This is a genomic window from Streptomyces sp. NPDC037054, from assembly GCF_055606745.1.
Genome location: NZ_JBVJSJ010000006.1, coordinates 312,251 through 338,954, shown reverse-complemented (window position 1 = coordinate 338,954; position 26,704 = coordinate 312,251). Strand labels below are relative to the sequence as shown.

The 26,704-nt window shown below is 73.1% G+C and carries 18 protein-coding genes and 1 pseudogene; 5 read left to right on the top strand and 14 right to left on the bottom strand.

Features of this window, described 5'->3' with window-relative positions; translation table 11 throughout:
• Positions 1 to 87: 87 nt before the first annotated feature.
• Positions 88 to 1,440 (top strand): amidase, encoded by a 1,353-nt coding sequence (locus ACZ7D7_RS17160; protein ID WP_470825160.1) that lies wholly within the window; start codon positions 88 to 90, stop codon positions 1,438 to 1,440.
• On the opposite strand, the gene ACZ7D7_RS17155 is transcribed toward ACZ7D7_RS17160, so the two are convergent.
• Positions 1,441 to 1,923 (bottom strand): GNAT family N-acetyltransferase, encoded by a 483-nt coding sequence (locus tag ACZ7D7_RS17155; protein ID WP_470825159.1) that lies wholly within the window; start codon positions 1,921 to 1,923, stop codon positions 1,441 to 1,443.
• 44 nt (positions 1,924 to 1,967) lie between these two features.
• Complete coding sequence (locus ACZ7D7_RS17150; protein WP_184826938.1) at positions 1,968 to 2,141, bottom strand: hypothetical protein; 174 nt, start codon at positions 2,139 to 2,141, stop codon at positions 1,968 to 1,970.
• A gap of 231 nt (positions 2,142 to 2,372) precedes the next feature.
• Here ACZ7D7_RS17150 and ACZ7D7_RS17145 point away from each other — a divergent pair, with 231 nt between their 5' ends.
• Positions 2,373 to 2,819 (top strand): hypothetical protein, encoded by a 447-nt coding sequence (locus ACZ7D7_RS17145; protein ID WP_470825157.1) that lies wholly within the window; start codon positions 2,373 to 2,375, stop codon positions 2,817 to 2,819.
• Positions 2,820 to 2,850: 31 nt separating this feature from the next.
• On the opposite strand, the gene ACZ7D7_RS17140 is transcribed toward ACZ7D7_RS17145, so the two are convergent.
• The 6 genes from ACZ7D7_RS17140 to ACZ7D7_RS17115 all read right to left on the bottom strand — a co-directional run bounded on the left by ACZ7D7_RS17140 (position 2,851) and on the right by ACZ7D7_RS17115 (position 12,311).
• On the bottom strand, positions 2,851 to 4,353 hold the full coding sequence (locus ACZ7D7_RS17140) for an SDR family NAD(P)-dependent oxidoreductase (RefSeq protein WP_470825156.1): 1,503 nt from the start codon (positions 4,351 to 4,353) through the stop codon (positions 2,851 to 2,853).
• Positions 4,354 to 4,424: 71 nt separating this feature from the next.
• Entirely contained in the window at positions 4,425 to 5,801 is a 1,377-nt protein-coding gene (locus tag ACZ7D7_RS17135; protein WP_470825353.1) for a wax ester/triacylglycerol synthase family O-acyltransferase, read from the bottom strand.
• 436 nt (positions 5,802 to 6,237) lie between these two features.
• On the bottom strand, positions 6,238 to 8,865 hold the full coding sequence (locus ACZ7D7_RS17130; RefSeq protein WP_470825154.1) for a PA14 domain-containing protein: 2,628 nt from the start codon (positions 8,863 to 8,865) through the stop codon (positions 6,238 to 6,240).
• A gap of 237 nt (positions 8,866 to 9,102) precedes the next feature.
• Positions 9,103 to 10,323: a glucose-1-phosphate adenylyltransferase gene (gene glgC, locus ACZ7D7_RS17125; RefSeq protein ID WP_470825153.1), complete on the bottom strand. Its 1,221-nt coding sequence runs from the start codon at positions 10,321 to 10,323 to the stop codon at positions 9,103 to 9,105.
• A 51-nt stretch (positions 10,324 to 10,374) separates the two neighbouring features.
• A complete protein-coding gene (glgA, locus tag ACZ7D7_RS17120) occupies positions 10,375 to 11,544 on the bottom strand; it encodes a glycogen synthase (RefSeq protein ID WP_470825151.1) in 1,170 nt (389 codons plus the stop codon).
• A gap of 50 nt (positions 11,545 to 11,594) precedes the next feature.
• Positions 11,595 to 12,311, bottom strand: a complete 717-nt coding sequence (locus ACZ7D7_RS17115; RefSeq protein ID WP_470825352.1) for a (2Fe-2S)-binding protein — start codon at positions 12,309 to 12,311, stop codon at positions 11,595 to 11,597.
• A 324-nt stretch (positions 12,312 to 12,635) separates the two neighbouring features.
• On the opposite strand from ACZ7D7_RS17115, the gene ACZ7D7_RS17110 reads away from it, so the two are divergent.
• Entirely contained in the window at positions 12,636 to 13,922 is a 1,287-nt protein-coding gene (locus ACZ7D7_RS17110) for a DMT family transporter (RefSeq protein ID WP_470825149.1), read from the top strand.
• On the opposite strand, the gene ACZ7D7_RS17105 is transcribed toward ACZ7D7_RS17110, so the two are convergent.
• The gene (locus ACZ7D7_RS17105; RefSeq protein ID WP_470825147.1) at positions 13,912 to 15,219 is read right to left on the bottom strand and encodes a transglycosylase family protein; all 1,308 of its coding nucleotides are present in this window, start codon (positions 15,217 to 15,219) and stop codon (positions 13,912 to 13,914) included. The genes ACZ7D7_RS17110 and ACZ7D7_RS17105 overlap by 11 nt on opposite strands.
• A 324-nt stretch (positions 15,220 to 15,543) precedes the next feature.
• Here ACZ7D7_RS17105 and gndA point away from each other — a divergent pair, with 324 nt between their 5' ends.
• Positions 15,544 to 16,986: an NADP-dependent phosphogluconate dehydrogenase gene (gndA, locus tag ACZ7D7_RS17100; RefSeq protein WP_470825146.1), complete on the top strand. Its 1,443-nt coding sequence runs from the start codon at positions 15,544 to 15,546 to the stop codon at positions 16,984 to 16,986.
• A gap of 550 nt (positions 16,987 to 17,536) precedes the next feature.
• Here gndA and ACZ7D7_RS17095 read toward each other — a convergent pair.
• The 5 genes and pseudogenes from ACZ7D7_RS17095 to ACZ7D7_RS17075 form a co-directional block, all read right to left on the bottom strand.
• Positions 17,537 to 18,178, bottom strand: coding sequence for an aspartate/glutamate racemase family protein (locus ACZ7D7_RS17095; protein WP_470825351.1), 642 nt, complete (start codon positions 18,176 to 18,178; stop codon positions 17,537 to 17,539).
• A 23-nt stretch (positions 18,179 to 18,201) separates the two neighbouring features.
• A complete protein-coding gene (locus ACZ7D7_RS17090) occupies positions 18,202 to 18,546 on the bottom strand; it encodes a GNAT family N-acetyltransferase (protein WP_470825145.1) in 345 nt (114 codons plus the stop codon).
• A gap of 43 nt (positions 18,547 to 18,589) precedes the next feature.
• Complete coding sequence (gene panD, locus ACZ7D7_RS17085) at positions 18,590 to 19,009, bottom strand: aspartate 1-decarboxylase (protein WP_470825143.1); 420 nt, start codon at positions 19,007 to 19,009, stop codon at positions 18,590 to 18,592.
• 437 nt (positions 19,010 to 19,446) lie between these two features.
• Positions 19,447 to 19,521: pseudogene (locus tag ACZ7D7_RS17080) on the bottom strand (nucleotidyl transferase AbiEii/AbiGii toxin family protein); the annotation flags it as partial.
• 34 nt (positions 19,522 to 19,555) lie between these two features.
• Positions 19,556 to 19,696, bottom strand: coding sequence for a hypothetical protein (locus tag ACZ7D7_RS17075; protein WP_470825142.1), 141 nt, complete (start codon positions 19,694 to 19,696; stop codon positions 19,556 to 19,558).
• Between the two features lie 604 nt (positions 19,697 to 20,300).
• Between ACZ7D7_RS17075 and ACZ7D7_RS17070 the strand changes: the two genes are divergently transcribed.
• The gene (locus tag ACZ7D7_RS17070) at positions 20,301 to 26,696 is read left to right on the top strand and encodes a protein kinase domain-containing protein (protein WP_470825141.1); all 6,396 of its coding nucleotides are present in this window, start codon (positions 20,301 to 20,303) and stop codon (positions 26,694 to 26,696) included.
• Positions 26,697 to 26,704 lie beyond the last annotated feature (8 nt).

Below are 26,704 nucleotides of genomic sequence, written 5' to 3'. Positions count from 1 at the left end.
ACGCGGCGGCCTCCCGCGTGCAGAGTTCTCCCTGTACTCGCCAGTAATGACGTTGCGTCCCGTCGCACCGCACCCCGAGGAGCCCGCGTGACCACCTGGGTCGGCCGTACCGCCGTCGAGATCGCCGCCGCCGTCCGCGAGAAGCGGGTCACGCCCCGCGAGGTGGTGGCCGAGCACCTGGACCGCATCGAGCGGCTCGACGGCCGGATCGGCGCGTTCCGCGTGGTGCGGGCGCGGGCCGCGCTCGCCGAGGCCGAGGAGGTGGCCGCCCGCGGCGACCTGGACCGGCTGCCGCTGGCCGGGGTGCCGGTGGCCGTGAAGGACAACGTGGCGGTGGGCGGCGAGTCCCTGCGCGTCGGTTCGGCCGCGACCCCGGACACGCCCGCCGGGCAGGACCACGTCACGGTGGCCCGGCTGCGGGCGGCGGGCGCGGTGGTCGTGGGCCTGACGAACGTGCCGGAGCTGTGTGTCTTCGGCACCACGGAGGGCGTGCACGGCACGTCCCGCAACCCGTGGGACCCGAGCCGTACGGCGGGCGGCTCCTCGGGCGGCAGCGCGGCAGCGGTCGCGGCCGGGATGGTGCCGATCGCCCTCGGCAACGACGGCATGGGCTCGCTGCGCATACCCGCCGCCAACTGCGGTCTCGTCACCGTCAAGCCCGGTCACGGCGTCGTCCCGGCAGGGATCGGCGAGGGCGACTGGTTCGGCATGTCGGAGAACGGCCCGCTCGCGACGACCGTCGCGGACGCGCGGCTGATGCTGGCGGTCCTCGCCGGCGCCGAACCGCCCGGCGAGGCGGAGGCCGCGGCGCCCGGCTCGCTGCGGATCGCGCTCTCGCTGCGCAGCCCTCTCGCCGGCGTGCCGCTGAGCGGGCCGTACACCTCCGCCGCGCGGGACGCGGCCGGGGTGCTGATGCGGGCGGGACACCAGGTGCGGCGCGCCGACCCGCCGTACCCGGCGTCGCTGCCCGTCACCTCGCTGACGCACTGGACGGCGGGCACGGCCGTGGACGCCGCCGGTCTGGACCCGCGTCTGCTGGCGCGCCGCACCCGCGTGCACGCGCGGATCGGGCGGCGCTTCGTGGGCCGGGTCCGCACCGGCCGGGCCCGCGAGCGGCTCCGCGACCGGCTGCGGCCGTTCCTCACCGAGTACGACGTCCTGCTCACCCCGGCGCTGGCCCGCCGCTCCCCCGCGGCCGGGCCCTGGCACGAGCGGGGCTGGCTGCGCAACATCGCGGCGAACACGGCGTATTCGCCCATGACGCCGCCGTGGAACCTGACGGGCTGGCCCGCGATGTCCGTGCCGTTCGGGACCCTGCCCTCGGGCGCCCCGTGCGCCGTGCAGCTGGTGGCGCTCCCCGGCCGCGAGGCGGACCTGCTGGACCTGGCCGCCCGGCTTGAGGAGCTGCGCCCCTGGCCGCGGACCGCTCCGCCGGCGTGACTACAGCGCGCGGTGCATGACGTGCAGGCCGACCCGACCGTGCCGGGGATGGTCGTAGGCGTCCGGGATCGTGCCGACGACGGTGAAGCCGAGGGACGTCCACAGGCGGACGGCGGGGTTGGTCTCGACGACGGCGTTGAACACCATCGCGCGGTAGCCGGCGGCCCTGGCCTCGGTGAGGACGTGCTCGGCGAGGGCGCGGCCGATGCCGCGGCCCGCGTGGTCGGGGTCGACCATGAAGCCCGCGTTGGCGATGCCTGCGGCGGGGCCGCCGTAGTGGGGAGTGACGTAGGCGGAGCCGACGACCGTGCCGGGGGCGTCCTCGGCGACGTAGACCTGTTTGGCCGGGTTCATCCACAGGGCGCGGGCGTCGGCCTCGGAGGTGTCCGGGTCCCAGGTGTAGGTCTCGCCCGCGGCGACGATGCGATGCCAGAAGGGCCAGATCCGCGGCCAGTCGTCGGTGGTTGCTTCCCTGATCGGCATGGGTGTGAGTCTCGCACGCCCATGCCGGTCGTGATCGCCGCCGGTCAGTCCACGCTGGGCAGGATGTGCGGTTCGGCGAGGTCGTCCTCGTAGCCGGCGAGCCGGATGGGGGCGGACCGGGCCCACACGTCGAGGCTGCCGAGTTCGCCGGGGCGGCGCCCCGCGCGTTCCGGGCGCTCCTTGGGGCGTTGCTCGCGATTCGTCTTCTCCGGTGTCACCGCGCACTCCTCACGTGTCGGACACCCTGCCGGATGACCGTCGGGCTACAGACTAACCAAATGAGCGGGGCCCCGCTCGATGGGGCTGAAAACATGGTGTAACCATCGTGAGTCGCCCCGTGAACGGGGACGTGGGCGTGGCCGCGCAGTTCAAATCCCGTTGGCCGGACCGCAAGCTCGCCATGGTCTGCTGCGTGACGAACAACGGCTGTCTCGCGGGAGGACTGACGCATGGAGCTGCGCAGCGTCGAGGAGCTGATGGACCTGCTGTACGCGTGCCGGGGCACGCGGGACACCGCGCACCTCGGCGGCGCCCCCGTCGACCTGCACGACCACGCCCTGCGGACGGCCGCGCTGCTGCGCCGCCGGCCCGCCGACAAGGAGCTCCAGGTGGCCGGTCTCGTGCAGGCCGTCGGCGCCCTGCTCGGGCAGGGCGACGCGGGGGCGAGGGCCGGCCGGGCGGCGGACGCCGTGCGGGCCCTGCTCGGTGAGCGGGTCGCCGGGCTCGTGCGCGCCTCGGCCGACCCGGACGCGCGGGCCGACGAGGACGTCCTCGGACTGCGTCAGGCCGGCGAGGAGGGCCGCGGCGCCGCGTTCGACGCGGGGGTGCTGGAGGACTGGCGCACGGTGCTGGAGCTGGTGGCGGCCCGCAACTCCCGGCTGGGCGCGGTCGACTGACCGCGCCCGGGACCGCCCGGGCCCCGGCGGGTCACCACTTGCCGGGCGCGTAGTCCTTCAGGAAGACGCCGTACAGGTCCTCGCCCTGCTCGCCGCGCACGATCGGGTCGTAGACGCGGGCCGCGCCGTCGACCAGGTCGAGGGGGGCGTGGAAGCCCTCCTCGGCGAGGCGCAGCTTGTCGAAGTGGGGACGCTCGTCGGTGATCCAGCCGGTGTCGACCGAGGTCATCAGGATGCGGTCGGTGTCGAACATCTCCTGGGCGCTGGTCCGCGTCACCATGTTCATCGCGGCCTTCGCGGCGTTGGTGTTGGGGTGGCCGGCGCCCTTGTAGCCGCGCGCGAACACCCCTTCCATCGCCGAGACGTTGACGACGTACGCGCGTCCCGCCGACGCCCGGCGCGCGGCCTCGGCCATCGCCGGGCGCAGCTTGCTGATCAGGATGAACGGCGCCGTGTAGTTGCACAGCTGCGTCTCCAGCAGTTCCACCGGGGAGATCTGCTCGATGGTCTGCACCCAGGTGTTGCTGTCCACGACGTCCGGGAGGAGGCCGCCCGCGTCGATGGCGGTGCCGTCGCGGTGGCGTTCCACGCTGGCGTGGCCGGCGACCAGGGCGAGTTCGGCGACCTGCTGCGCGTCGAGGCCGCTGACGCCGACGGGCAGCGCGGTCAGGCCGTCGACCGAGCCGGAGCCGAAGGCGCCGATGACGTGGTGGGCGGGCAGTTCACCGGCCGGCAGCGGAGCGCTCTCGCCGTCGACGAGCGCGGCGTACGCGGAGGGCAGGCGGCGCACGGTCTGGGTGGCGTTGTTGATGAGGATGTCGAGCGGGCCCTGCTCGGCGACCTGGTCGGCGAGGGCCACGGCCTGGGCGGGGTCGCGCAGGTCGATGCCGACGACCTCCAGGCGGTGGATCCAGTCCGCGGAGTCGTCCATGGCCTTGAAGCGGCGGATGGCGTCCTTCGGGAACCGGGTCGTGATCGTGGTGTGCGCGCCGTCGCGCAGCAGCCGCAGCGCGATGTACATGCCGATCTTGGCGCGACCGCCGGTGAGCAGGGCGCGCTTGCCGGTGAGGTCGGCGCGGGCGTCGCGGCGGGCGCGGTTCTCGGCGGCGCACTTCTGGCAGAGCTGGTGGTAGAAGTAGTCGACCTCGACGTACCGCGTCTTGCAGACGTAGCAGGAGCGGGGCCGCTGGAGTATGCCCGCGATCTTCCCCTCCTCGACGCGGGACGAGGGCAGCACTCCCTCGGTCTCGTCGTCGATGCGCTCGGCGGAGCCGGTCGCGGTGGCCTCGGTGACCGCCCTGTCGTGCGCGGTCTTGGCGGCGCGGCGTTCCTGGCGGCGGCGCTGCTTGACCGTGCGGTAGATGTGCGAGGTCGCCCGGCGCACCTTGATCGCGTCGGGGTGGTCGACGTCCAGCTTGTCGAGTTCCTCCAGCACGCTCAGGCAGACGGCGAGCCGTTCCGGGTCGATGCCGGGGCCGTACGGCTCCTCGGGCGCCTCGTGCGTGGTCGCCGGGCCGTCGTCTGTCACGGTCATCGCTCTGTCGTTTCCCCTGATCACGCGCGCGGCGCTCCGGTCGCGCCCGCTGTCGAACGGGGGATTTTACTTCAGCGCCGGGCGGCCCCACCAAATCCGTGGGCCCCGGCGTCGCAGGCGGTGATCAGCTCCGCGAGTTCGTCGGTGAGGGCGGCGGCGAAGCGGTCGAGGTCGGGGACGGCCCGCGCGTCGGCGACCAGCCCGTAGTGGACCCGGCCCCGGTACGTCGAGACGGCCACCGCGAGGGACTGGCCGCGGGCCAGGGGCGCGTAGGGGAACACCTCGGTGAGCGGGTTGCCGCCGAGCCGGAGGCCGAGGCCGGGCAGCGGCACGCTGGTCACCAGGATGTCGAACCAGAGGCGGGCGGCCTGGCCGACGAAGGGGCCGCCGAGCCGGTGGCCGAGCGCCGGGACGTGGTCGGCGAGCAGCGCGACGGCGCCGGCGCCGCGGTGCGGTCCGGCGTCCTTGTTGCGGTCCATGGCGGTGCGGACGGCGGCGAGGCGGGCGAGGGGGTCGGGGTCGCCGACGGGGAGCCGTATCAGGTAGCCGGAGAGGCGGTTGCCCTGCGGGTGGGCGGTGCGCGGGCGGCGCCGGGAGACGGGGATCAGGGCACGCGGCGCGACGCCCTCGCTGCCGTCGCCGCGTTCGTCGAGCCAGCGGCGCAGGGCGCCCGCGACGACGGCGATCACCACGTCGTTGACGGTGCCGCCGACGGCCTTGCGGACGAGGTGGACGTCGTCGATGTCGACGGCGACGCCCGCGGTGCGGCGGGTGCCGGTGGGCCGGGAGGTGAGCGCCGGAATGGGGCGGGCGGTCAGGCCCGAGAGGGCGACCGAGGCGCCGATGTCGAGGGCGCGGCCGAGGTCGGACACGGCGCCGCGCAGCATCCCGGGCAGCCTGCGCACGTCGGGCAGGAGGTGGCGCGGGGGCTCCTGCGGGCGGGGGCGGCGCTCGGGCAGGTCGACGGGGTCGAGGACGGCGGCGGCCAGGGTCAGCGCGCGCAGGCCGTCGGCGAGGGCGTGGTGGAACTTGAACAGCACCGCGAAGGACGCGCCGTCCTCCCCCGGCAGCACGTGCGCCTCCCAGGGCGGCCGGCCGCGCTCCAGCGGGCGCTGCATGAGCCGGCCCGCGGTGGCCTGGAAGTCCCCGGTCGGATCGTGCAGCCGGACGTGGTCGAGGGGGTCGAAGTCCGGGTCGGGCTCGCGGGCGGCGCCGCCGAACGCGGTCGCGAGGGCCGGTGCCGGGGCGAGCGGCAGCCACACGTCGCGGATGCGCATCCGCAGCCCGGGCACGCCGGCCGCGCGGGCGGCGAGCAGGTCGGCGGCGTGCGCGCCGGCAGTGGGCGACGTGGCCGCGAACACGCCGAGTGCCCCGAGGTGCATGGGGTGCTCGGGGGACTCCATGTTCCAGAACGCCAGGTCGAGAGGGGCGAGCAGGTCGGCAGTCAAGGGCTTGGCCTCGCGCTTCGACAACGGGTGGACAAGCAGTGAATCCCTCCGGGGCGATTACGGTCAAGCGCGATCACGCTACGCACAGTTAACAGCAGATTAAGTCCGGCCCCTCCGGCGGGCCCGGTGGGACCGCCGGGTGGGGGCGGCGTCGTGGCGCCGCTGGTCCCACTTCGCCGCGGACGAGGCTGTGTTGGCCGCGGGGCTCCACTCCCACGGCCGCGCGCCGGAGGCGAGGGGCGAGGGCGCGAACCGGGGGCAGGACGTCCGCCGTCGGATACGCCCGGTCGTAGGACACGCCGCCCGCGTCGGCCGACCGGACGTGACGGCCCGTGGCCGGCGCGGCGGCGGCCCGGGTGCCGGTGCGGCGGCAGCGGGGGGTCGTCGCTGCCCGCCGCACCGGCCGTGCCCCGGCGCGGGGCGCCGGGGCCGTTCCTCATGCCGTGTCCCCACCTCCGGTGGCCGGGCAGCCCGCGGGCGCCGCGCGGGACGCGTCGCGGATCAGCGCCTCGTGGGCGGCCTTCAGGCGGGCCGTGTCGGGCTTGAGCACCTTGCGGTCGTAGGTGAGGAAGCCGTTCAACTCGCCCTCGACGTCCGTGATCTGGGTGTAGACGGCGCCGTTGCTCCCCCTGCAGACCAGGGCGCGCACCTCGTCGAGCTTGGCGAGGTAGTCCTCGGTGTAGGTGGCCGGGTCGACGTCGACGTACGACTGCTGCACCGACCAGGCGTGGCCCGGCACCGCCAGGCCGAGGCCTCCGTACTCGCCGCTCACCAGGGCGCGTTCGCCATCCGGGTGGGGCGGCAGGGCCGGGCTCGGGTAGCCGTGCTCGTCCATGATGTCACCGGCGCCGCCGTCCGCGCCGAGGTTCAGGCCGGACTGGTTGTTGACGAGCCGGGTCGGGTCCCAGGCCTTGGCCTGCTCGGCGACGCGGCCGATGTCGTACTGGCCCCAGCCCTCGTTGAAGGTGACCCACATGACGACCGACGGGCTGCTGGCGTGCTCGTCGATCATCTCCTTCATCTCCCGCTCGTACTGGGCGCGGGCCTCGGTGGACGGGTTCACCCCGGCCGTCATCGCGGGCATGTCCTGCCACACCAGAAGGCCGAGCCTGTCGGCCCAGTGGAACCAGCGGTCGGGCTCGACCTTGATGTGCTTGCGGACCGAGTTGAAGCCGAGCTCCTTGTGCGCCCGGAGGTCGTAGGCCAGTGCCTCGTCGGTCGGGGCGGTGTGCAGGCCGTCCGGCCAGAAGCCCTGGTCGAGGGTGGCCATCAGGAAGACCGGCTCGCCGTTGAGCATCGTGCGCGGCACGCCGTCGATCTTCTCCACGGCGACCGAACGCATCCCGAAGTAGCTGCTGACGCGGTCGGAGCCGACGGTCACCTTCAGGTCGTACAGGAACGGGTCGTCGGGCGACCACAGGCGCGGGTCGTCGATGGTCAGGGTCAGGGGCGAGCCGGTACGGCCGGTGGCGGAGGCGACCCGCTTCGTGCCCTCGTACGCCGTCGCCGTGACCGGCACGCCGGTCCGGACGCCCTTCGCCTCGACGGTGAGGGTCCGCTTCACGACGTCGGGGACGAGCTTCAGGGAGTCGACGTGGTCGGCGGCGACCGGTTCCATCCACACCGTCTGCCAGATGCCCGAACTCGGCGTGTACCAGATGCCGCTCGGGTCCAGGCGCTGCTTGCCGAGCGGCGGGTTCTCACCGCCGGACGCGTCGGTCGGGTCGTACACGCCGACGATGAGTTCCTGCGTGCTGCCGGGCCTGAGGGCGTCGGTGATGTCGGCGCTGAACTTGTCGTAGCCGCCCTTGTGTTCGGCGACCTTCGTGCCGTTGACGTACACCTCGGACCGCCAGTCGACGGCGCCGAAGTTGAGCTTCAGGCGCTTGCCGGAGCCGATCCGCCAGTCGTCGGGCACGGTGAAGGTGCGGCGGTACCACATGCGGTCCTCGTGCCGCTCGATGCCCGAGAGCTGGGACTCCACCGGGTACGGGACGAGGATGCGCTCGGCGAGATCGCGGCCCACGGGCGGCTGTTCACCCGCCTCGGCCGCCGCGAACTGCCAGCGCCCGTTGAGGTTCTTCCACTGCGTGCGGGTCAACTGCGGGCGCGGGTACTCGGGGAGGGCGTTGTCCGGCCCGACCTCGTCGGCCCACTTGGTGCGCAGCTGGTACGTCGAGTGGTTGGGGCCGCTGCTCCAGAACGCGCCGACAACGTTGCCGTCCGTACCGGCGAGGCCACCCTGTCCGTCGTAGCGGATGTCGGCGGTGCCGCGGGCGGTGCCGGTCTTGTTGCCGACGACGGGCTGTTCCAGCGTGACGAGGAGTGCGGTGGGGTCGGCCGGGTCCGAACGGACGTCTCCGAGCGGCCACTTGGCGCCGCCGATGACCGCCTCGAAGTGGTCGGCGAGGCCGGCCGGGGGCGCGGCGAGGGGCTGCGCGAAGTCGAGCTTGAGGGTGCGGCCGGTGGCGAGGACGGTCGCGGCGGTGGCGCCGTCGTAGTCCCAGCCGTCGGGGAGGCGGAACGCCAACTGCGGGACGGGCTGCTTGGTGCCGCCGGGCGGGGTCCAGCGCAGGTGGAGGTTGGAGCCGCCGTAGTGCTCGAAGTACTCGACCTTGATGTCGTAGGCCGTACCGGCGGTCAACTCCACGGGCTGTGCGGTCTGTTCGCGGTCCCAGTCGTCGACCCAGTGGTCGATGGCGAGCCGTCCGTCGATCCACAGGCGGAAGCCGTTGTCGCCGATCATGGAGAAGGTGTGCGGGCCGGTCTTCTCCGGGACGACCTTGCCGGTCCAGCGCACGCTCGCGTCGTCGGAGCGGCCGGTGGCGAACGCCAGGCGCGGCTCCAGGTTGTCGAAGTCGATGTTCCGGTCGAATCCGGTGGCCTTCAGCTCGTGGAAGTCGAAGGCGCCGGGGGCCGACTGCGTGTAGTACTCGCCCTTCAGCCCGTGCGCCTCGGCCGCCGGGTCGGCGGCGGACGCGGACGGTGCGGCGGTGAGTCCCGCGAGGCCGAGGGCGGCGGCGAGCAGGAGCGCGAGCCTGGTTCTGAGTCGTCTGACGCGCACAGATCCTCCGTGTTGGGGGTTGGCGGGAGGTGGCGGTTTTCCTGACACTCGGTGGGGGGTTGACGTGGTGCCGAACGGTGCTTTGTGTGCGAACTTGGGCGCTACAACGTTGTCACTACGGGCAGTTGGCATGACAACACGGATTCCGCTTGCCGTCCAGGGACATGACAAGACACAGGAAGAAGTCCCGCCCTCGACAGGGACGGGACTCCTCGGACCGCTGCGCGCGTGAGCGGGTTACGGCACCCGCTGGCCCTTCCCGAGGGCGATCACGCCGCCCTTGGACACGGTGTAGAGCGCGGCGTCCCGTTCGGGGTTGACGCCGATCGTGGCGCCCGGCGGCACCTCGACGTTCTTGTCCAGCACCGCGCCCCGCACGACCGCGCCGCGCCCGATGTGCACGTTGTCGTGCAGCACCGACCCCTGCACGACCGCCCCCGGGTCGACCACGACGCCGGGCGACAGCACCGATCTGGTCACCTGGCCGCGGATCAGGCAGCCCGCGCTGATGATGGACTCGCTCGCGATGCCCCCGGCGTTGAAGCGGGCCGGCGACAGCTGGTACGAGTGCGTGTAGATCGGCCAGCTGCGGTTGTAGAGGTTGAACGCGGGCCGCTCGGCGATCAGGTCCATGTGGGCGTCGTAGTACGCGTCGAGGGTGCCGACGTCCCGCCAGTAGCCCTGGTCGCGGCTGGTTTCGCCGGGCACGTGGTTGGCGCTGAAGTCGTACAGTCCGGCCTCGCCGCGGTCGGTGAGCTGCGGCAGGATCGAACCGCCCATGTCGTGCACCGAGTTCTCGTCCTCGGCGTCCCGGTGCAGCGCCTCGATCAGCGCCTTCGTCGTGAAGACGTAGTTGCCCATCGACGCGAACACCGACTCGGGGTCGTCGGCGAGGCCCGGCGGGTCGGCGGGCTTCTCCAGGAAGCGTTCCACGGTCCGCCCGTCCGAGCCCGGCGTGATCACGCCGAACGCCGAGGACTCCGTGCGCGGCACCCGGATCCCGGCGACGGTCACGCCCGCGCCACTCTCGATGTGCTGGGCGAGCATCTGGCGCGGGTCCATGCGGTACACGTGGTCGGCGCCGAACACGGCGACGTACTCGGGCTGCTCGTCGTGGATCAGGTTCAGCGACTGGAGGATCGCGTCGGCGCTGCCCAGGTACCAGCGCGGGCCGAGCCGCTGCTGCGCCGGGACCGGGGTGACGTAGTTGCCGAGCAGGCTCGACATCCGCCACGTGGTGGTGATGTGCCGGTCCAGCGAGTGCGATTTGTACTGCGTGAGCACGCAGATGCGCAGGATGTCGCCGTTGACGAGGTTGGACAGCACGAAGTCGACGAGGCGGTACGTGCCGCCGAAGGTGACCGCGGGTTTCGCGCGGTCCGCGGTCAGGGGCATCAGGCGCTTGCCCTCTCCGCCCGCCAGTACGATGCCGAGCACCGAAGGACCACCACGACGCATGGCCGCTCCCCTCACCCTGGTTGCCCCATGCCTGCCCCTGGGCCGGGCAGACTAAGCCTGTCCGAGGATCTCCCGGTAGAGCCGCACCGTGCGGCGGGCCACCGCGTCCCAGCCGAATTCCTCCACCGCGCGCTCCCGTCCCGCCCCGCCCATCCGCCGGGCCTTGTCCGGGTCGTCGAGCATCGCGTCCAGCGCCCGGGCGAGGCCCGCCTCGAAGGCGGCGTCCGACTCGTCCGCGGTCACGAGTACCCCGGTCACGCCGTCCTCCACGACCTCCGGGATGCCGCCGACCCGGGACGCCACGACCGGCGTGCCGCAGGCCATCGCCTCCAGGTTCACGATGCCGAGGGGTTCGTAGACGGAGGGGCAGACGAAGACGGCCGCGTGCGTCAGCAGCTGGACGACCTCCGAGCGGGGCAGCATCCGCGGGATCCAGTGGACGCCGTCGCGGGTCCGGCTCAGCTCCTCGTACAGCTCGCGGAACTCGCGGTCGATCTCGGGGGTGTCGGGCGCGCCCGCGCACAGCACGACCTGCGCGGCCGGGTCGATGTCCCGCACGGCCCGCAGCAGGTGCGGCACGCCCTTCTGGCGGGTGATCCGGCCGACGAAGAGGACGTACGGGCGGGACCGGTCGATGCCGATCCGGTCCAGCGCGTCGGTGCCGTGGTCGGGCCGGTACAGCGCGGTGTCGATGCCGTTGTGCACGACGTGCACGCGGGCCGGGTCGAGCGCCGGGTAGCAGGTGAGGATGTCCTCGCGCATGGCGCCGGACACGGCGATCACCGCGTCGGCGGACTCGATCGCGGTGCGCTCGGCCCAGCCGGACAGGGCGTAGCCGCCGCCGAGCTGCTCGGCCTTCCAGGGGCGCAGTGGCTCCAGGGAGTGGGCGGTCATCACGTGCGGGATGCCGTACAGCAGCTTGCCGAGGTGTCCGGCGAGGTTGGCGTACCAGGTGTGGGAGTGGACGAGGTCGCTGCCCGCGAGGGCGGCGGTCATCGCGAGGTCCACCGAGAAGGTGCGCAGGGCGTCGTTGGCGGTGTCCAGCGCGGGCCAGGGCCGGTGGCGCAGGACGCCCGTCGCGTCGAGGGAGCCGGCCTCGCCCCAGCAGTGCACGGCCAGGTCGACCAGGGGCCGCAGCTCGCGGGCGAGGAACTCCACGTGGACGCCTGCGCCGCCGTACACGTCCGGCGGGTACTCCCGGGTCAGCAGTCCGACGCGCACCCGCAACCCCTTGTCGCCGCCGTCCGATCACGCTTCTGGCCACTTCATGGTCACTCAGACGGGGCTCGGGGGGAAGGGCGCGGGGGCCGTGGGAAGCAGCAGTCGCCGCAGACGCCGCCGGACGGGACGCGGTAGTAGAGGCAGCAGCTGCGGCGGCGGAACGACGTTCCGGTCAGGGTGCCGGTGCCGGCCAGCAGGGGGTGGCGCAGGAGGTCGGCGGCGAGGGCGCGGGAGCGGGCGGCGGTGTCGGGGCGGCCCTGGACACGGGCCCAGCGGTCCAGTTCCCGGGCGGCGCCCGCGAGGGCGGACGCGGCGTTGCCCCACAGCAGTCCGGTCGCCAGGCCGTAGCGGGCCCGCAGGGCCGCGTTCAGCGGCGCGAGGTGACCGTCGACGACGACCTCCGCGAGGGTCGGCGCGTCACCCGGCAGCGGACGCACTCGCGGCAGCCACAGGTCGTCGGGGGCGGAGGCGTCGGGGTCCCAGCGCAACAGCCGCGCGTCCAGGTCGGGGACGGCGCCGTGGAGGGCGGCGCAGCCGAGAGCCACGGACCACAGCCGCGCCGCGAGGCCCTGCTGGGCGACGGACGCGGCGACACGCGGCTCGGGCGCGCGCAGGGCGGCGCCGACCTTGCGGACGCGGCGGGTGAGCGGGTCGCGGTGAACGTCGCCCGGTACGGCTCCGTATGCCTCGGCGAGCGCGGGAACACGGGCGGGGTCCTCGGACGTTCGCAGGACGAAGAAGCCGCCGAGGGCGTGCAGGGCGGCCAGTCCGGCGTCGAGCGCCGGAGCCGGGCACGGAGTGCGGTCGGGGGCAGTGTCCGGGGTGCGGTCGGGGGCTCGGTGGGGGGCGAAATCGGGATCCACGCAGAGCAGTAGTACCAGGGACACTGAGGGAAAACCCCCTGGGGCCTGGCGCGTTCGGTACCCACCCTGGGGAGGACGGCGCCCGATTCGTACTCCATCGGCAGTAGGACGCATTGACGCCTCAGGGACGACGACGGGAAGAAGCCGGCACGGCATCGTGTTCTCCATGGCAGACGACCCTTCGCCGCGTCGGGCCCCGAGCCCCCGCCTCACGCAGAGGAGCAGCCGATGAGCGCCCTCGCGTTGTCCGTGCTCCTCTCACTCGTGTCCGCCGTCGCCTACGCGGGCGGCGCGATCGTGCAGGAGCGGGTGGCGGTGTCCTCCGGACAGACGTACGCGCCGCTGCGCCGACCCGGCTGGTGGGCGGCGGTCGCGCTCAACGGCCTCGGTGGTCTGCTGCACGTGGTCGCCCTCGCCTACGGCCCGCTGAGCCTCGTCCAGCCGCTGGGCGCGCTCACCATCGTCTTCGCGCTGCCCATGGCGGCGCTGTTCGTGCGCCGCAGGGCCGGCGCGGCGGCGTGGCGGGGCGCCGTCATGGCGACCGTCGGCCTCGCGGGGCTGCTGTCCCTGGTCGGCACGGCCGACGCGCAGTCGCTCGCCACCGCCCAGCGGGTGGCCGTCGGCATCGTCACCGCCGGCGTCGTCGCGGGGCTGATGATCGCGGCCCGTGCCGCGCACCGTCACCCGGCGGTGCGCAGTGTGCTGCTCGCGGTCGGTTCCGGCATCGCGTTCGGCATGTCCTCGGTGTTCACCAAGACCGTCGCCGTCGACTGGACCGGCGGCGTGTCGGCCGGCGACCTGCCGTCCCTGGCCGCGATCGGCGTGTTCGCGACGGCGGGACTGCTGCTGTCGCAGGCGGCCTACCGGGGCGCGGGCCTCGCGGCCCCGCTGGCGACGCTGACCGTCGTGAACCCGGTGGTGGCCGCGGCGGTGGGCATCACGATGTTCGGCGAGACCTTCCGGTACGGCACGACGGGCACGGCGCTCGCGCTGAGCTGCGGTGTCGTGGCGGCGGGCGGCCTCATCCTGCTGACGACGGAACGGATCGCGCGGACGGAGGGCGACGCCGAGGCGGTGGAGACGCTGTCGGAGGAACCGCCGAAGAAGCCGCTGAAGACACTGCCGAAGGCACTGCCGGAGACCACGGCGGACGGCGAGGGTCCGGCACCGGCGTCGGCGCCTGTCGCGTCCGCGCCGGTCGCAGCGTCCGCCGAGACGGGTCTGCCGGCCCTGCTCCCCGAGCCCGCGCACCCGGTGGGAGCCCCGCTCGACGACACGCTCGTACCGGCGGTCCTCCCGGGCCCCGAGGACACTCTCCTACCGGCGACGGTGACCGCGGCGGCGGTGACGGAGGCGGCGGACGAGCTCGTGCCGGCGGCGGTGACCGGGGCGTCGGACGCCGCCGCCGACCGGCCCGGTCACGACGACGGCCCGTTCCACTGCACACCGATCTACGGAGGTCCGTGGATCCCGGTGCTGGTGATGGACCGGCACCGGGTGCGTGTCAAATCCTGACGCCGCCGGCCCGGAGGTACGCCACCGGGTCGATGTCGCTGCCGAAGCCGGGCCCGGTCCGCACCTCGAAGTGCAGATGCGGGCCCGAGCTGTTGCCCGTGGAGCCCGAGCGGGCGATCCGCTGCCCCGCGCCGACCGTCTGCCCGGCGCGCACGGAGATCGCCGACAGGTGGGCGTACTGGCTGTAGCGGCCGTCGTCGTGCCGGATGACGACCTGGTAGCCGTAGCTGCCGCCCCAGCCTGCGCTGACCACCCGGCCGGAGGCGACCGACTTCACGGACGTCCCGGTGGGGACGGGGAAGTCGACGCCGGTGTGGTAGCCCTTCGACCAGGAGGAGCCCGCCTGGCGGTACGGCGTGCCGAGCGCGGCGCTGACGGGCGCGACGACGGACTGGCCGGTTCCGGCCTTGCGGTCGGCGCGCTCGGGCGAGGCTTGCTTCCTGCTCTCCTTGGGCGCGGCCTCCCGGCGGTCCTTCCGGCTGTCCTTCTGGCTGTCCTTCCGGGCTTCTTTCCGGGCCTCTGTCCGTGCGTCTTTCGCGCGGTCGTCGTCGGCGGACGGCTTCGGCCGGGGCTCGGCGCGGCGCGCGGCGTCGGACTCCCGCGACTCGGACGGCTTGGAGGCCCGCTTCGGCGGGGCCTCGGTCGCCCCGGCGCGCAGCGACAGCCGCTGTCCGGGCAGGATCAGGTCCGGGTCGGGCCCGAGCGTCTTGCGGTTGGCGGCGTAGAGCCGCTGCCAGCCGCCCTCGACCTGCCGCTCCTCCGCGATCCCCGACAGCGTGTCGCCGCGGACCACCGTGTACATCTCGGTGCTGCCGACGCGGGACTGCGGCGTGGTCTGCGGCCGTACGTCCGCCTGGGCCCGCGGCGCCGCGTCGCGCTGCTCGCGGGCGCCGGCGGGGCGGACGTCGGGGGCGTCGCCGCCCCTGGTCAGCCCGGCCCGCTCGGAGCACGCCGGCCAGGCGCCCGGCCCCTGACCGTCCAGCACCTTCTCGGCGACGGCGATCTGCTGGTCCCTGGTGGCCAGGTCGGCGCGCGGCGCGTACGCCGTGCCGCCGTAGGCCTCCCAGGTGGACTGGGTGAACTGCAGGCCGCCGTAGAAGCCGTTGCCGGTGTTGATGTCCCAGTCGTTGGTCGACTCGCAGGCGGCGACCTTCTCCCAGGTCTCCAGGTCGGCGGCCTGGGCGGTGCCGGTGCCGATGAGCGGAAGGGCCATTCCGGCGCCGCCCGCCGTGACGGTGAGTGAGGCGCGGTTGATCCTGTTCGGCTGATACCGGCGGTGCCGGCCGCGCGCGGCCATGGAGCCCCCCATCGACATGCGTCAGGAGCCGCAAAAGTAAGCGGCGCGAACATGCCGTGACAAGGCGGCAATCGGCCTACCGTTCACGCCAAGTGGCCGGGAATCCGCCTATGTTGGCCCGACCTGAGCCGGGCGTCGCTGAGGCTCGGAGCGGGTCTCGCGCGTACTGGATCCCGTACGGGCCGGCCGTCCGGTCGGGCCGTGCTCGTGCGGTGGGCACACCGGCACGTCACGATGGTCCGAGCGGCCATACTGACGCGCACGACCGGCACCACGTTTTCGCATGGTCCCGAGGACCTGTACGCATCTCTAGGAGCAGGCGGTATGAGCACTACAGCGCAGATCGGCGTCACGGGCCTCGCGGTGATGGGCCGCAACCTGGCCCGGAACTTCGCCCGCAACGGCTACACGGTGGCCGTGCACAACCGGACGCCCGCGCGCACGCGCGCGCTCGTGGAGGAGTTCGGGAGCGAGGGCGAGTTCGTCGCGGCCGAGACCGCCAAGGAGTTCGTGGCGGCGCTGGAGCGCCCGCGGCGCCTGGTCGTCATGGTGAAGGCCGGTGAGCCGACGGACGCGGTGATCCAGGAGTTCGCGCCGCTGCTGGAGCCCGGCGACATGATCATCGACGGCGGCAACGCGCACTTCGCGGACACCCGGCGCCGGGAGCGGGAACTGCGCGAGCAGGGCATCCACTTCGTCGGCACCGGCGTCTCCGGCGGCGAGGAGGGCGCGCTGCACGGCCCGAGCATCATGCCGGGCGGCTCGCAGGAGTCGTACGAGTCGCTGGGCCCGATGCTGGAGAAGATCTCCGCGAAGGCCGCCGACGGCGCCCCGTGCGTGACGCACGTCGGCCCGGACGGCGCCGGCCACTTCGTGAAGATGGTGCACAACGGCATCGAGTACGCCGACATGCAGCTGATCGGCGAGGCGTACCAGCTGCTGCGCGACGTCGCCGGGTACTCCCCCGCCGAGATCGCGGAGATCTTCCGCACCTGGAACACGGGCCGGCTCGACTCCTACCTGATCGAGATCACCGCCGAGGTGCTGTCCCACGTGGACGCGGCGACGGGCAAGCCGTTCGTGGACGTGGTGGTCGACCAGGCCGAACAGAAGGGCACCGGCCGCTGGACCGTCCAGATCGCCCTCGACCTCGGCGTCCCCGTGTCCGGCATCGCGGAGGCGGTCTTCGCCCGCTCGCTGTCGGGGCACGCGGCGCTGCGGGAGGCCTCGCGAGGGCTGGCCGGACCGACGGCGTCGCCGCTGGGCCGGTCGGAGGCGGGCGCGTTCGCCGACCGCGTCGAGCAGGCGCTGTACGCGTCGAAGATCGTGTCGTACACCCAGGGCTTCCACGAGATCGCCGCGGGCAGCGAGGAGTACGGCTGGGACATCGACCTCGGCGCGGTCTCCTCGATCTGGCGCGGCGGCTGCATCATCCGCGCCGCGTTCCTGGACCGCATCCGCGCCGCGTACGACGCCCGGCCCGACCTGCCGAGCCTGCTCGCGGACGAGACGTTCGCACGGGAGATCGCCGACGCGCAGGACGACTGGCGCGAGGTGCTGATCGCCGCGACCCGCCAGGGCGTGCCGACGCCGGGCTTCGCGGCGGCGCTGGCGTACTACGACGCGCTGCGGGCGGAGCGGTTGCCCGCGGCGCTGACGCAGGGGCAGCGGGACTTCTTCGGCGCGCACACGTACCGGAGGGTGGACCGGGAGGGGTCGTTCCACACGCTGTGGGGCGGGGACCGGTCGGAGGTGGCGGGCCAGTAGTCCGACGCATGGCCCCGTGCACGTGCCGGTGCCGCGCGTGCCGGGGCAGGGGCCGGGCCCCCTGGCGTGGCGGTGGGCGACCTTGACGGTCGCCCACCGTTCCCTTCGGTCGCCGTAGTCCTTCGGGTTCAGGACAGCGGTGGGCCGGGTTCCGGGTTGGGGACGGGTTCCGGGCCCGGGGGGATGGGGGACGGGTCGGGGCCCGGAACAGGACCAGGACCAGGCCCTGGGCCGGGCACAGGACCAGGGCCGGGGCCGGGGCCGGGTCCCGGTGTCGGGTCAGGCGGCTGGGGCGCGGGTGGGGGCGGGGTGGGCTCCGGACCGGGAGGTGGTTCCGGGTTCGGCACGGGGTTGGGTGCGGGCTCCGGATCCTTCGGATCCGGGCCCGGGGTGGGCCCCGGCGGTACGGGGTCCGGGAACGGGTTCGTCATCGTGTCCTCCAGCCAGTCGGACGACTTCGGCCCTGGACTACTCCCCCGCCTACCCGACCGCGGAGCGGCCAGTCACACGACGGCATGAAGCGCGGGGGCCCACTGGGCTATCGCCGCGGCTACGGGCGCGCCGCCGCCCGCGCCCCGGCGGCGAGCCCCCGGCGCGGGCTGGAGAGCACCGGCACGGAGGTGGTGGCCAGCCGCTCGGCCGGGGCCATGGAGGCCTGGGCGAGGACGATCGCGTCGGCGTGGGCGTCGGTGATCGTGTCGGCGGCGTCGGCGACAAGGCGTGCGCAGTGCTCGGGGTCGCCGGCCTCGAAGGCGCGCCAGGCGTCGGCCAGTACCCGGGTCCGCACCTCGACGGGGCGGCCTGAGCGGGCGGCCTCCTCCGCCACGAGGGCCAGCGTCGGCCCGAGCGTGCTCTCCAGGGTGGCGAGGACGACGACGCGCGGCCCGAGGGCGACAGCGGCGGCGGCCATCGGACGATCCACGCGCAGCACGGGCACGCCGACGTCGCCGGCGCCGGCCTCCGCGACTCCGCCGAGGGTGGAGCAGGTGCACAGCACGGCGCGCGCACCGGCGGCGACCGTCTGCCGCACGAGGTCACGCACCTCACTCGCCACCGCCGACGTCCCGTCGCGGCGGGCCCGGTCGAGCAGCTCGGGCACCACGACGTGCCGCAGCTCCAGGCCGGGGTGGTGCCGGTCGCGCAGCGCGTCGAAAACGGGGACGTGGACGGGCGAGGTGTGCAGCAGGGCCAGTGCCGCCGGCCCGCCGGCCGGGCTCAGAACCGGTCCGGGTGCGCCTTGAGCCAGTCCTTCGCCGCGCGCAGCAGCTCGGGGTCGGCGGCCGGGGCCTCGTCGGGGTGCCGCTCGGCCCACTTGACGACGTAGGGGCACAGCGGGGCGACGGGGACTCCCTCGCGCGCGGCGGTGGCGTAGAGCTCGCGGGCGAGGGAGCCGGCGATGCCCTTCCCCTCGTGGGCGGGCTCGACGACGGTGTGGACGGGGACGAGGGCGCGCCCCGGCGACTCGAGGACGAAGTACTCGATGCGGCCGACGACCTCGTCGCCGGTCACCGCCTCCAGGCGGCCCGCCGCCCGGTCGTCGCGGATCTCGATGTCGCTCATGGGCACGCTCCTCGTGCGCTCGTGCGCTGCGTCGGGTGGCCCGTCAGACCGTGACGGCCCGCGGGCTGCGCTGCTGGTCCGAACCCGGAACCGGCTCGGACGGGTCGGCGCCCAGGGCCACGATGCGGTTGTCGCGGTCCACGTGGACGACCCGGGGTTCGAGTGCCCGCGCCTCGGCGTCGGTCACCTGAGCGTAGCTGATGATGATCACCAGGTCGCCGGGGTGGACGAGGTGGGCGGCCGCCCCGTTGATCCCGACGACCCCGGACCCGCGCTCCCCCTCGATCACGTACGTCTCGAGGCGGGCGCCGTTGGTGATGTCCACGATGTGCACGAGCTCGCCGGGCAGCAGATCGGCGGCGTCGAGCAGCTCCGCGTCGATGGTCACCGATCCCACGTAGTGCAGGTCGGCCTGGGTGACGGTGGCTCGGTGGATCTTGGACTTGAACATGGTTCGCAGCATGTCGAACTCCTGGAGGACGGCTCCCTGCCTGCTTTGTGCAGGTCAAGGGCGGTCTCGACTGTACACCGGGACACGCCGGTCGGAGATTGTGAGGAACATCGCTCCGCTCGGGCGAGACAGCTTCACGCCTGAGCTCTCGCGCCGCACCGGCGCCTGTTCAGGCAATCCGCCGGGAAATCCCGGCGACTCATGCTGACCGGATGCTGACTTTCCTGATGAGGTATCGGATGCGGGAAACTACGCTGCACACGGACAACGTGCCTCCACGCACCGCCCCAGGGAGGCACGATGACCGTCCACGTACAGCCGAAGAACCACGCCTCAACGGCCCCCGAGTCGAAGCGTTCTCGGCGTGGACGAGTACGCCTTCGGCTCCTCGCCAGAGGCGACATCGAGAAGTACCGCGCCCTCGTCCACACAAGCCGCGGCGTCCGCCCCCGCGTCACCTTTCCGTGCGCCACGGCGGATCCGCCGGTGAGGACCAGAGGGTAGGGGGAGCCGAGGTCGAGGATGTCGGCGAGGAGACGTTGTGGCGCGGAGTGAGCTTCATGTGGCGATCGTGTCGGCCGGAGCGGTGCGGAGCAGCTCGGGGAAGGCGTCCTCCCAGACCTCGCGGATGTAGGGACCGATCAAGCGCCGCAGCACGGGCCACTGCTCGGTGAGCAGCCGGTGGTGCAGGAGGGCCACCAGGTCCTCGCGCAGTCCTCTGGTCCGGGCGGACGAGCTACAGCCGGGACGGTCCGAAGTCCCGCATGACGCTTCGGCCTGGCGGATACGGGGCTCTCCCGTAGGTACAGGTCGGGCGTCCCCCACCCTCCTGTCGGACATCTCACCCAGTAAGCGCACAGCGCATCGTGGCCTACTTGCGCAGCCCCCAGGCGGCAGGCAACCGCCCCGGGAACAGCCCTGCTCGCGAGTGAGGGTGATCGTGACGTAGCAGGTCACACCGAGGCCTCCGCGGTGAAATCGGCTGCGGCTTCGGCCTCGGTGTCAGGAATGACGACGACATCGAAGCCGAGGCCCATAGCACTGAAACAAGGTCTTCCACAGGGCGAACCGAGAACTCTGACCGCGAAGGGCCGATGTCACTGCCCCTGCTGTGCGACGACTCACCGATGAGACCCGCCCGTCTGACGCCTCTCGGGCAGCCGCCAGGCCAGCCGCCGCAAATCAACCCCACAACACGTTGACAACGTCAACACAGATGTACGATCCTCTTCAACCGGGACGGTATACCCTCCCATGCGGGATACACCCACCGCGTACGCAACGGGTGAAATGGGGAGGGGCAGTGGGCCTGGAGACGGTCGGCGGACGTTTCCGCATCACGGGCATCGTCGGGCGCGGGAACATGGGCGAGGTGCACCGGGCCGAGGACCTCGAGGCCGCCCCGGACTCCCCGCACCGGCAGGTCGCCGTCAAGACCCTGCTGCGCAGCCGCACCGGAGGCGCGATCGACGCCTCCGGGTCGGGTAAGGAAACCGCCCGTTTCCGCCGCGAGGTGCGCATCATGCGCATGCTCTCCCAGGGACACCCGAACCTGACCCTCCTGATCGACGGCGGCGTGGACGACACCGCGGACGGCGGCGGACTGCCGTACCTGGCGATGGAGCTGCTGGACGGCAGTCCGCTCGCGGACCTCATCGACGAGGAGCCCCAGCTGCCGGTCTCCTGGGTCGCCGCCATCGGTGCGCAGATCGCGTCCGGACTCACCGCCGCGCACACCGCCGGGGTCGTCCACCGCGACCTGAAGCCGGCCAACGTGATGCTGACCGGTGACGGCACCGTCAAGGTCCTCGACTTCGGGATGGGCTCGATCGTCGACGACCCCGACCAGACGCGACTGACCAGCACCGGCGTCAGCCTCGGCACGGCCCGCTACATGGCGCCCGAGCAGTTCCGCGCCGAGCAGGTCTCCGCCTCGGCCGACCTCTACGCACTCGGCTGCATCCTGTACGAACTGCTCATCGGCCGTCCGCCGTTCTCCGGCCGGACCCATTACGAGATCTCCGAGCAGCATCTGCGTGAACTGCCCCCGCAGTTGACGCTGGTGCGTCCGGATCTGCCTGCCGCTCTGGTCCGGCTGGTGGAGCGTTTGCTGGAGAAGGACGCCGAACACCGCCCGGAGAACGCCGCGTTGGTCCGCGAGGTGCTGGTCCCGCTCGCGCTCTCCCACGACCCGACGGCCGCCCTGCTCGCTCCGCACTGGCAGGAGTCCGACCCGGTGGCGCGGCTGCGCGCCCTGCTCCCCGAGCGGGCCCCCGCCGTACCCGCGCCCGCGCCGCGCAGGCAGCCGCGTCTGCCGGAGGCGATGGACGTCTTCGGCATCCACGCCGACCTGATCACCGAGTACGAGAGCTTCACCAAGAGCGGCACGGTGATCCGGGACGCGCGCATCGAGGGCTTCGTCGCCGACGATCTGCGGGCGAAGTCGCAGTGGCCCGACCCATGGCTGTCGCTGAACCCGTTCTTCGCCGACGGCGGCCAGGTGACCGATCTGGTGCGGGACGGCATCCTGCACCCGAGGTGCGCGGAGATCTTCCAGGCCGGCAAGAAGGAGACGTCGGCGCGTCCCGACGGACGGCCGCTGACCTTCCACCTGCACCAGCGCCAGGCGATCGAGGCCGCGCAGGCGGGCGACTCCTACGTGCTGACCACCGGCACCGGTTCCGGCAAGTCGCTGTCGTACATCGTGCCGATCGTCGACCGCGTCCTGAAGGAGCGTGAGGCGGCGGGACCGAACGCCGAGCGCCGGGTGCGGGCGATCGTCGTCTACCCGATGAACGCGCTGGCCAACTCGCAGCTCGGGGAGCTGGAGAAGTACCTGCGCCACGGTTTCGGGAAGGGCCGCGAGCCGGTCACCTTCGCCCGTTACACCGGTCAGGAGTCCAGCGAGGAGCGCCGTGAGCTGCGCAAGAACCCGCCGGACATCCTGCTGACCAACTACGTGATGCTGGAGCTGATGCTGACCCGGCCGGACGACCGGGACAGCCTGATCCGCATGGCGGAGGGCCTTCAGTTCCTCGTCTTCGACGAGCTGCACACCTACCGGGGCCGGCAGGGCGCCGACGTGGCGTTCCTGATCCGCCGGGTCCGGCAGGCCTGCCGGGCGTCGGAGTCCCTCCAGTGCATCGGCACCTCGGCGACCATGTCGACCGAGGGCACCTGGGACGACCAGCGGCGTGAGGTCGCCAAGGTCGCCAAGCGGCTGTTCGGCACGACGGTGCTGCCCGAGCGGGTCATCGGCGAGACTCTGGTGCGGGCCACCGACGAGGCGCCGGAGTCCGTGCCCGCCGAGCGGCTGCGGGTGCCCTCGGCGCCCCGGTCGTACGAGGCGCTGACGAAGGACCCGCTGGCGCGCTGGGTGGAGTCGCGGTTCGGGCTGGAGCGGGAGGAGGGCACGGGCCGGCTGCGCCGGCGTGCCCCGGCGACCGTCGAGGAGGCGGCGGCGGAGCTGTCCGCCGTGTCCGGTGTCGCCGAGGAGACCGTGCGGGAGGCGATCCGCACGACGCTGGAGGCGGGCGCGCAGGCCAAGCACCCGGTGACGGAGCGGCCGCTGTTCGCGTTCCGGCTGCACCAGTTCCTGTCCAAGGGCGACACCGTCTACACGACGCTGGAGGACCCGCTCACCCGGCCGCTGACCCGCATCTATCAGCTGGAGCAGCCGGACAGCGGCGGCAAGCCGCTGTTCCCGCTGGCGTTCTGCCGCGAGTGCGGCCAGGAGTACCTGACGGTCTGGCGCACCGAGGACGGCGGCGCCTTCCGGTACGAGCCGCGCCGGGACACCTCCGCCTCCGGGGGACGCGCGGGCGAGGGCTACCTGTACCTCGGCATGCCCGGGCAGGACTACGAGTGGCCGGCCGATCCGCAGAAGGCCGTGGACGACCGCCGACTGCCGGAGTCATGGCTGGAGCCGGACGCGAACGGCGGGATGACCGTCAAGAAGTCCTACCGCCCCCGCCTGCCGAAGCGCGTCGTCGTGGACGCCCACGGCAACGAGTCCGGGGAGGGCCTGGTGGCGGCGTTCGTGCCGGCGCCGTTCCTCTTCTGCGTGCACTGCCAGGTCAGCTACGAGCAGACGCGCGGTCGGGACTTCGCCAAGCTGGCCACCCTGGACCAGGAGGGGCGTTCGTCCGCCACCTCGCTGATCTCCGCGTCGATCGTGAAGTCCCTGCGGGCGGTGCCCGAGGACAGCCTGGGCAAGGAGGCGCGCAAGCTCCTCACGTTCGTCGACAACCGGCAGGACGCGTCCCTGCAGGCAGGGCACTTCAACGACTTCGCCCAGGTGACGCAGTTGCGTGGCGCGCTGTACCAGGCGGCGGCGCAGGCGGGTGAGGACGGGCTGCGCCATGACGACCTCGCGGAGGCCGTCACCGAGGTGATGGGCCTGACGCCCCGCGACTACGCGTCGGGCACCAACCTGCCTCCGTCCATGGAGAAGCGGGCGGCGAAGGTGTTCCGGGACGTCGTCGGGTACCGCCTCTACCGCGACCTGGAGCGCGGCTGGCGCATCACGATGCCGAACCTGGAGCAGACCGGTCTGCTGCGGATCGACTATGAGGACCTGGCCTGGGTCGCCGCCCAGCCGGACCGCTGGCAGTCCGTGCACGCGGTGCTGCGTGACGCCGACCCGGAACTGCGCGAGGAGATCGGTCGCACGCTGCTCGACCACATGCGGCGTGAACTGGCCATCGACGTGCAGTACTTCCGCGACGACTTCGACACCTTGCAGCGGGCGAGCGAGGAGCGGCTGACCGGGCCGTGGGTGCTGAGCGACTCCGACCAGCCGACCGTCAGCACCGCCTACCCGTACGGCTCGCGGCCCGGCATGGAGCGGTCCGCGCTGTTCCTGTCGGCGCGCGGCAAGTTCGGCAAGTACCTGCGGCGGAATCTGCCCACACTGCGCGAGGCGTCCATCACACTCGACGACGTCCAGTGCGTCATTGAGGACCTGCTGAAGGTGCTGCGGGACGCCGAGCTCGTGCGCGAGGTGGAGGCGGCTCCCGAGCGTTCGGGGCCTGCCTTCCGCCGCCGCGCGTCGGAGAAGCGCACCGGCTACCGGGTGGCGGCCGCCGCGTTGATCTGGCGGGCCGGCGACGGCGAGCGGGGCGCGGTCGACCCGCTGGCGCGCACGTACAGCAGCGGCGAGGGACCGCGCGTCAACCCATTCTTCCGCGACCTGTACCGCACGGCGGCGGCCGAACTGGCCGGCCTGTTCGCGCGGGAGCACACCGCGCAGGTCACGCCGGAGGACCGGCTGGAGCGCGAGCGGCAGTTCCGTGACGCCGAACTGCCGCTGCTGTACTGCTCGCCGACGATGGAGCTGGGCGTGGACATCTCCTCGCTCAACGCGGTGATGATGCGCAACGTGCCGCCGACCCCGGCGAACTACGCGCAGCGCTCGGGCCGGGCGGGCCGCTCCGGCCAGCCCGCGCTGGTCACCACGTACTGCGCGACGGGCAACAGCCACGACCAGTACTACTTCCGGCGTTCCCAGGACATGGTGTCGGGGCAGGTGGCCCCGCCGCGCCTGGACCTCGCGAACGAGGACCTGGTCCGTTCGCATCTCCAAGGCATCTGGCTGGCGGAGACCGAGATGAAGCTCGGTGCCGCGATCCCGGACGTCATCGACGTCGCCTACGACCCGGACGGCGACGACCGCCCCGATCCGCAGATGCCGCTGCCGCTGCTCGACCGGATCCGGGACCTGTCCCTGGACGAGGGCGCCCGCCGCCGTGCGGTCGCCGCCGCCCGCACGGTCCTCGCCCCGCTGATCGCGGACTTCGAGGCGACGACCTGGTGGTACGACGAGTGGATCGAGGACCGGATCGAGCGGGCCCCGGCGAAGTTCGACGCGGCGTTCGACCGGTGGCGGGACCTGTTTCGGGCGGCGGTCATCGACCAGTACGAGCAGAACAAGCGGGTCGTCGACCACACTCTCTCCCCCGGTGAGCAGGCGCGGGCGCGCACCCGCCGTCGGGAGGCGGAGACGCAGACGAACCTGCTGCTGAACCGCTCCACGGACAGCAAGTCGGTGATGAGCGACTTCAACCCGTACCGCTACCTGGCGTCCGAGGGGTTCCTGCCCGGCTACAGCTTCCCTCGGCTGCCGCTGGCCGCCTACATCCCGCGGTCCGGCAACCGCCGCAACGCCGACGGCGACTACCTCCAGCGGCCCCGCTTCCTCGCGATCCGCGAGTTCGGCCCCGGCGCGCTCATCTACCACGAGGGCGCCCGTTACCAGGTGACCCGGGTGCAGCTGCCGCCGGACGCCTCGGGCGACCTGGCGACGGCGGAGGCCCGCCGCTGCGACGGCTGCGGCTACCACCACGACGTCAAGGCCGGTTCCGACCTGTGCGCGATGTGCGGCGAGCCGCTGCGCGGCAAGCGCACGGGCCTGCTCCAGCTCCACACCGTGTACACCACCCCGCGCGAGCGGATCTCCTCCGACGAGGAGGAGCGGCGCAGGGCCGGTTTCCGCCTGGAGACGTCGTACGCGTTCCAGGACCACGGCGCCCGCAAGGGCCGTCTCACCTCGCACGTCAGCGACGGGGACGGCGCGCCCGTCCTCGACCTGGACTACGGCGACTCGGCGACCGTCCGCATCACCAACCTGGGCCGGGTCCGCGACAAGGAGGGCGAGCCGGACGGCTACTGGCTGGACCTGGGCGACGGCCGCTGGCTGAACGACCGGGCCGCCGCGGACGCCATCGAGGGCACCGGCATGCCGGTGGTCGACGAGGACGGCAACGAGAAACGCCGCAAGAAGCGGGTCCTGCCGTACGTGGAGGACCGCCGGAACATCCTGGTGGTGACGCTGGACGAGCCGCAGCCGGAGCCGGTGGCACTGTCGTTCCTGTACGCGCTGGAACGGGGCATCGAGGCGGCGTTCGAGCTGGAGGACTCCGAGCTGACGGCGGAGCTGCTGCCGCCGGACGACGGGCCACGCCGCCGCATGCTGTTCACGGAGGCCGCGGAGGGCGGCGCGGGCGTGCTGCGCCGTATCCAGCACGAGAAGGACGCGCTCGCGAAGGCCGCCCGGACGGCGCTGGAGATCTGCCACTTCGACCCGGACACGGGCGAGGACCTGGGCGGGCCGTCGGAGCACGAGAGGTGCGCCCGAGGCTGCTACACCTGCCTGCTGACGTACGCCAACCAAGGGCACCACCGGCAGCTGAGCCGGCACACCGCCCGTCCGCTGCTGCTGCGTCTGGCCGGCGCCCGCACCGAGCGGGAGGACCGGGGCGAGTCGCGCAGCGAGGCGTTCCGCAGGCTGGTCCCGGCGGTGACGGCCGCCGGCACGGGCGGCACCACGGCGGCCGCGGAGACTCCCGCCGCTGCCGAGGACTCCCCCGTGTCCGTGCCGACCCCGCTGGAGACGGACCTGGCGGCGCTCGTCGCGCAGGGCAATCTGGTGGGCTGGCTGAAGGCGAAGGGCTACCGGCTGCCGGACGAGGTCGACGTGTTCGTCGACGGGGCGGCGGCCCGGCCCGACCTGGTGTTCCGCCTGGACGGCGTCCACCTCGCCGTGTTCGTCGACACCCCGGACCGGCCGGCCGACTCCTCCCGCGACGTGGAGGCCGGCTACCGCCTGGAGGAGGCGGGCTGGGACGTGCTGCGCTTCCCTGCGGACGCGGACTGGGACGCCGTCGTCGAGCACCACGCCGCCTACTTCCACCTGCGCTGACCGTCCCG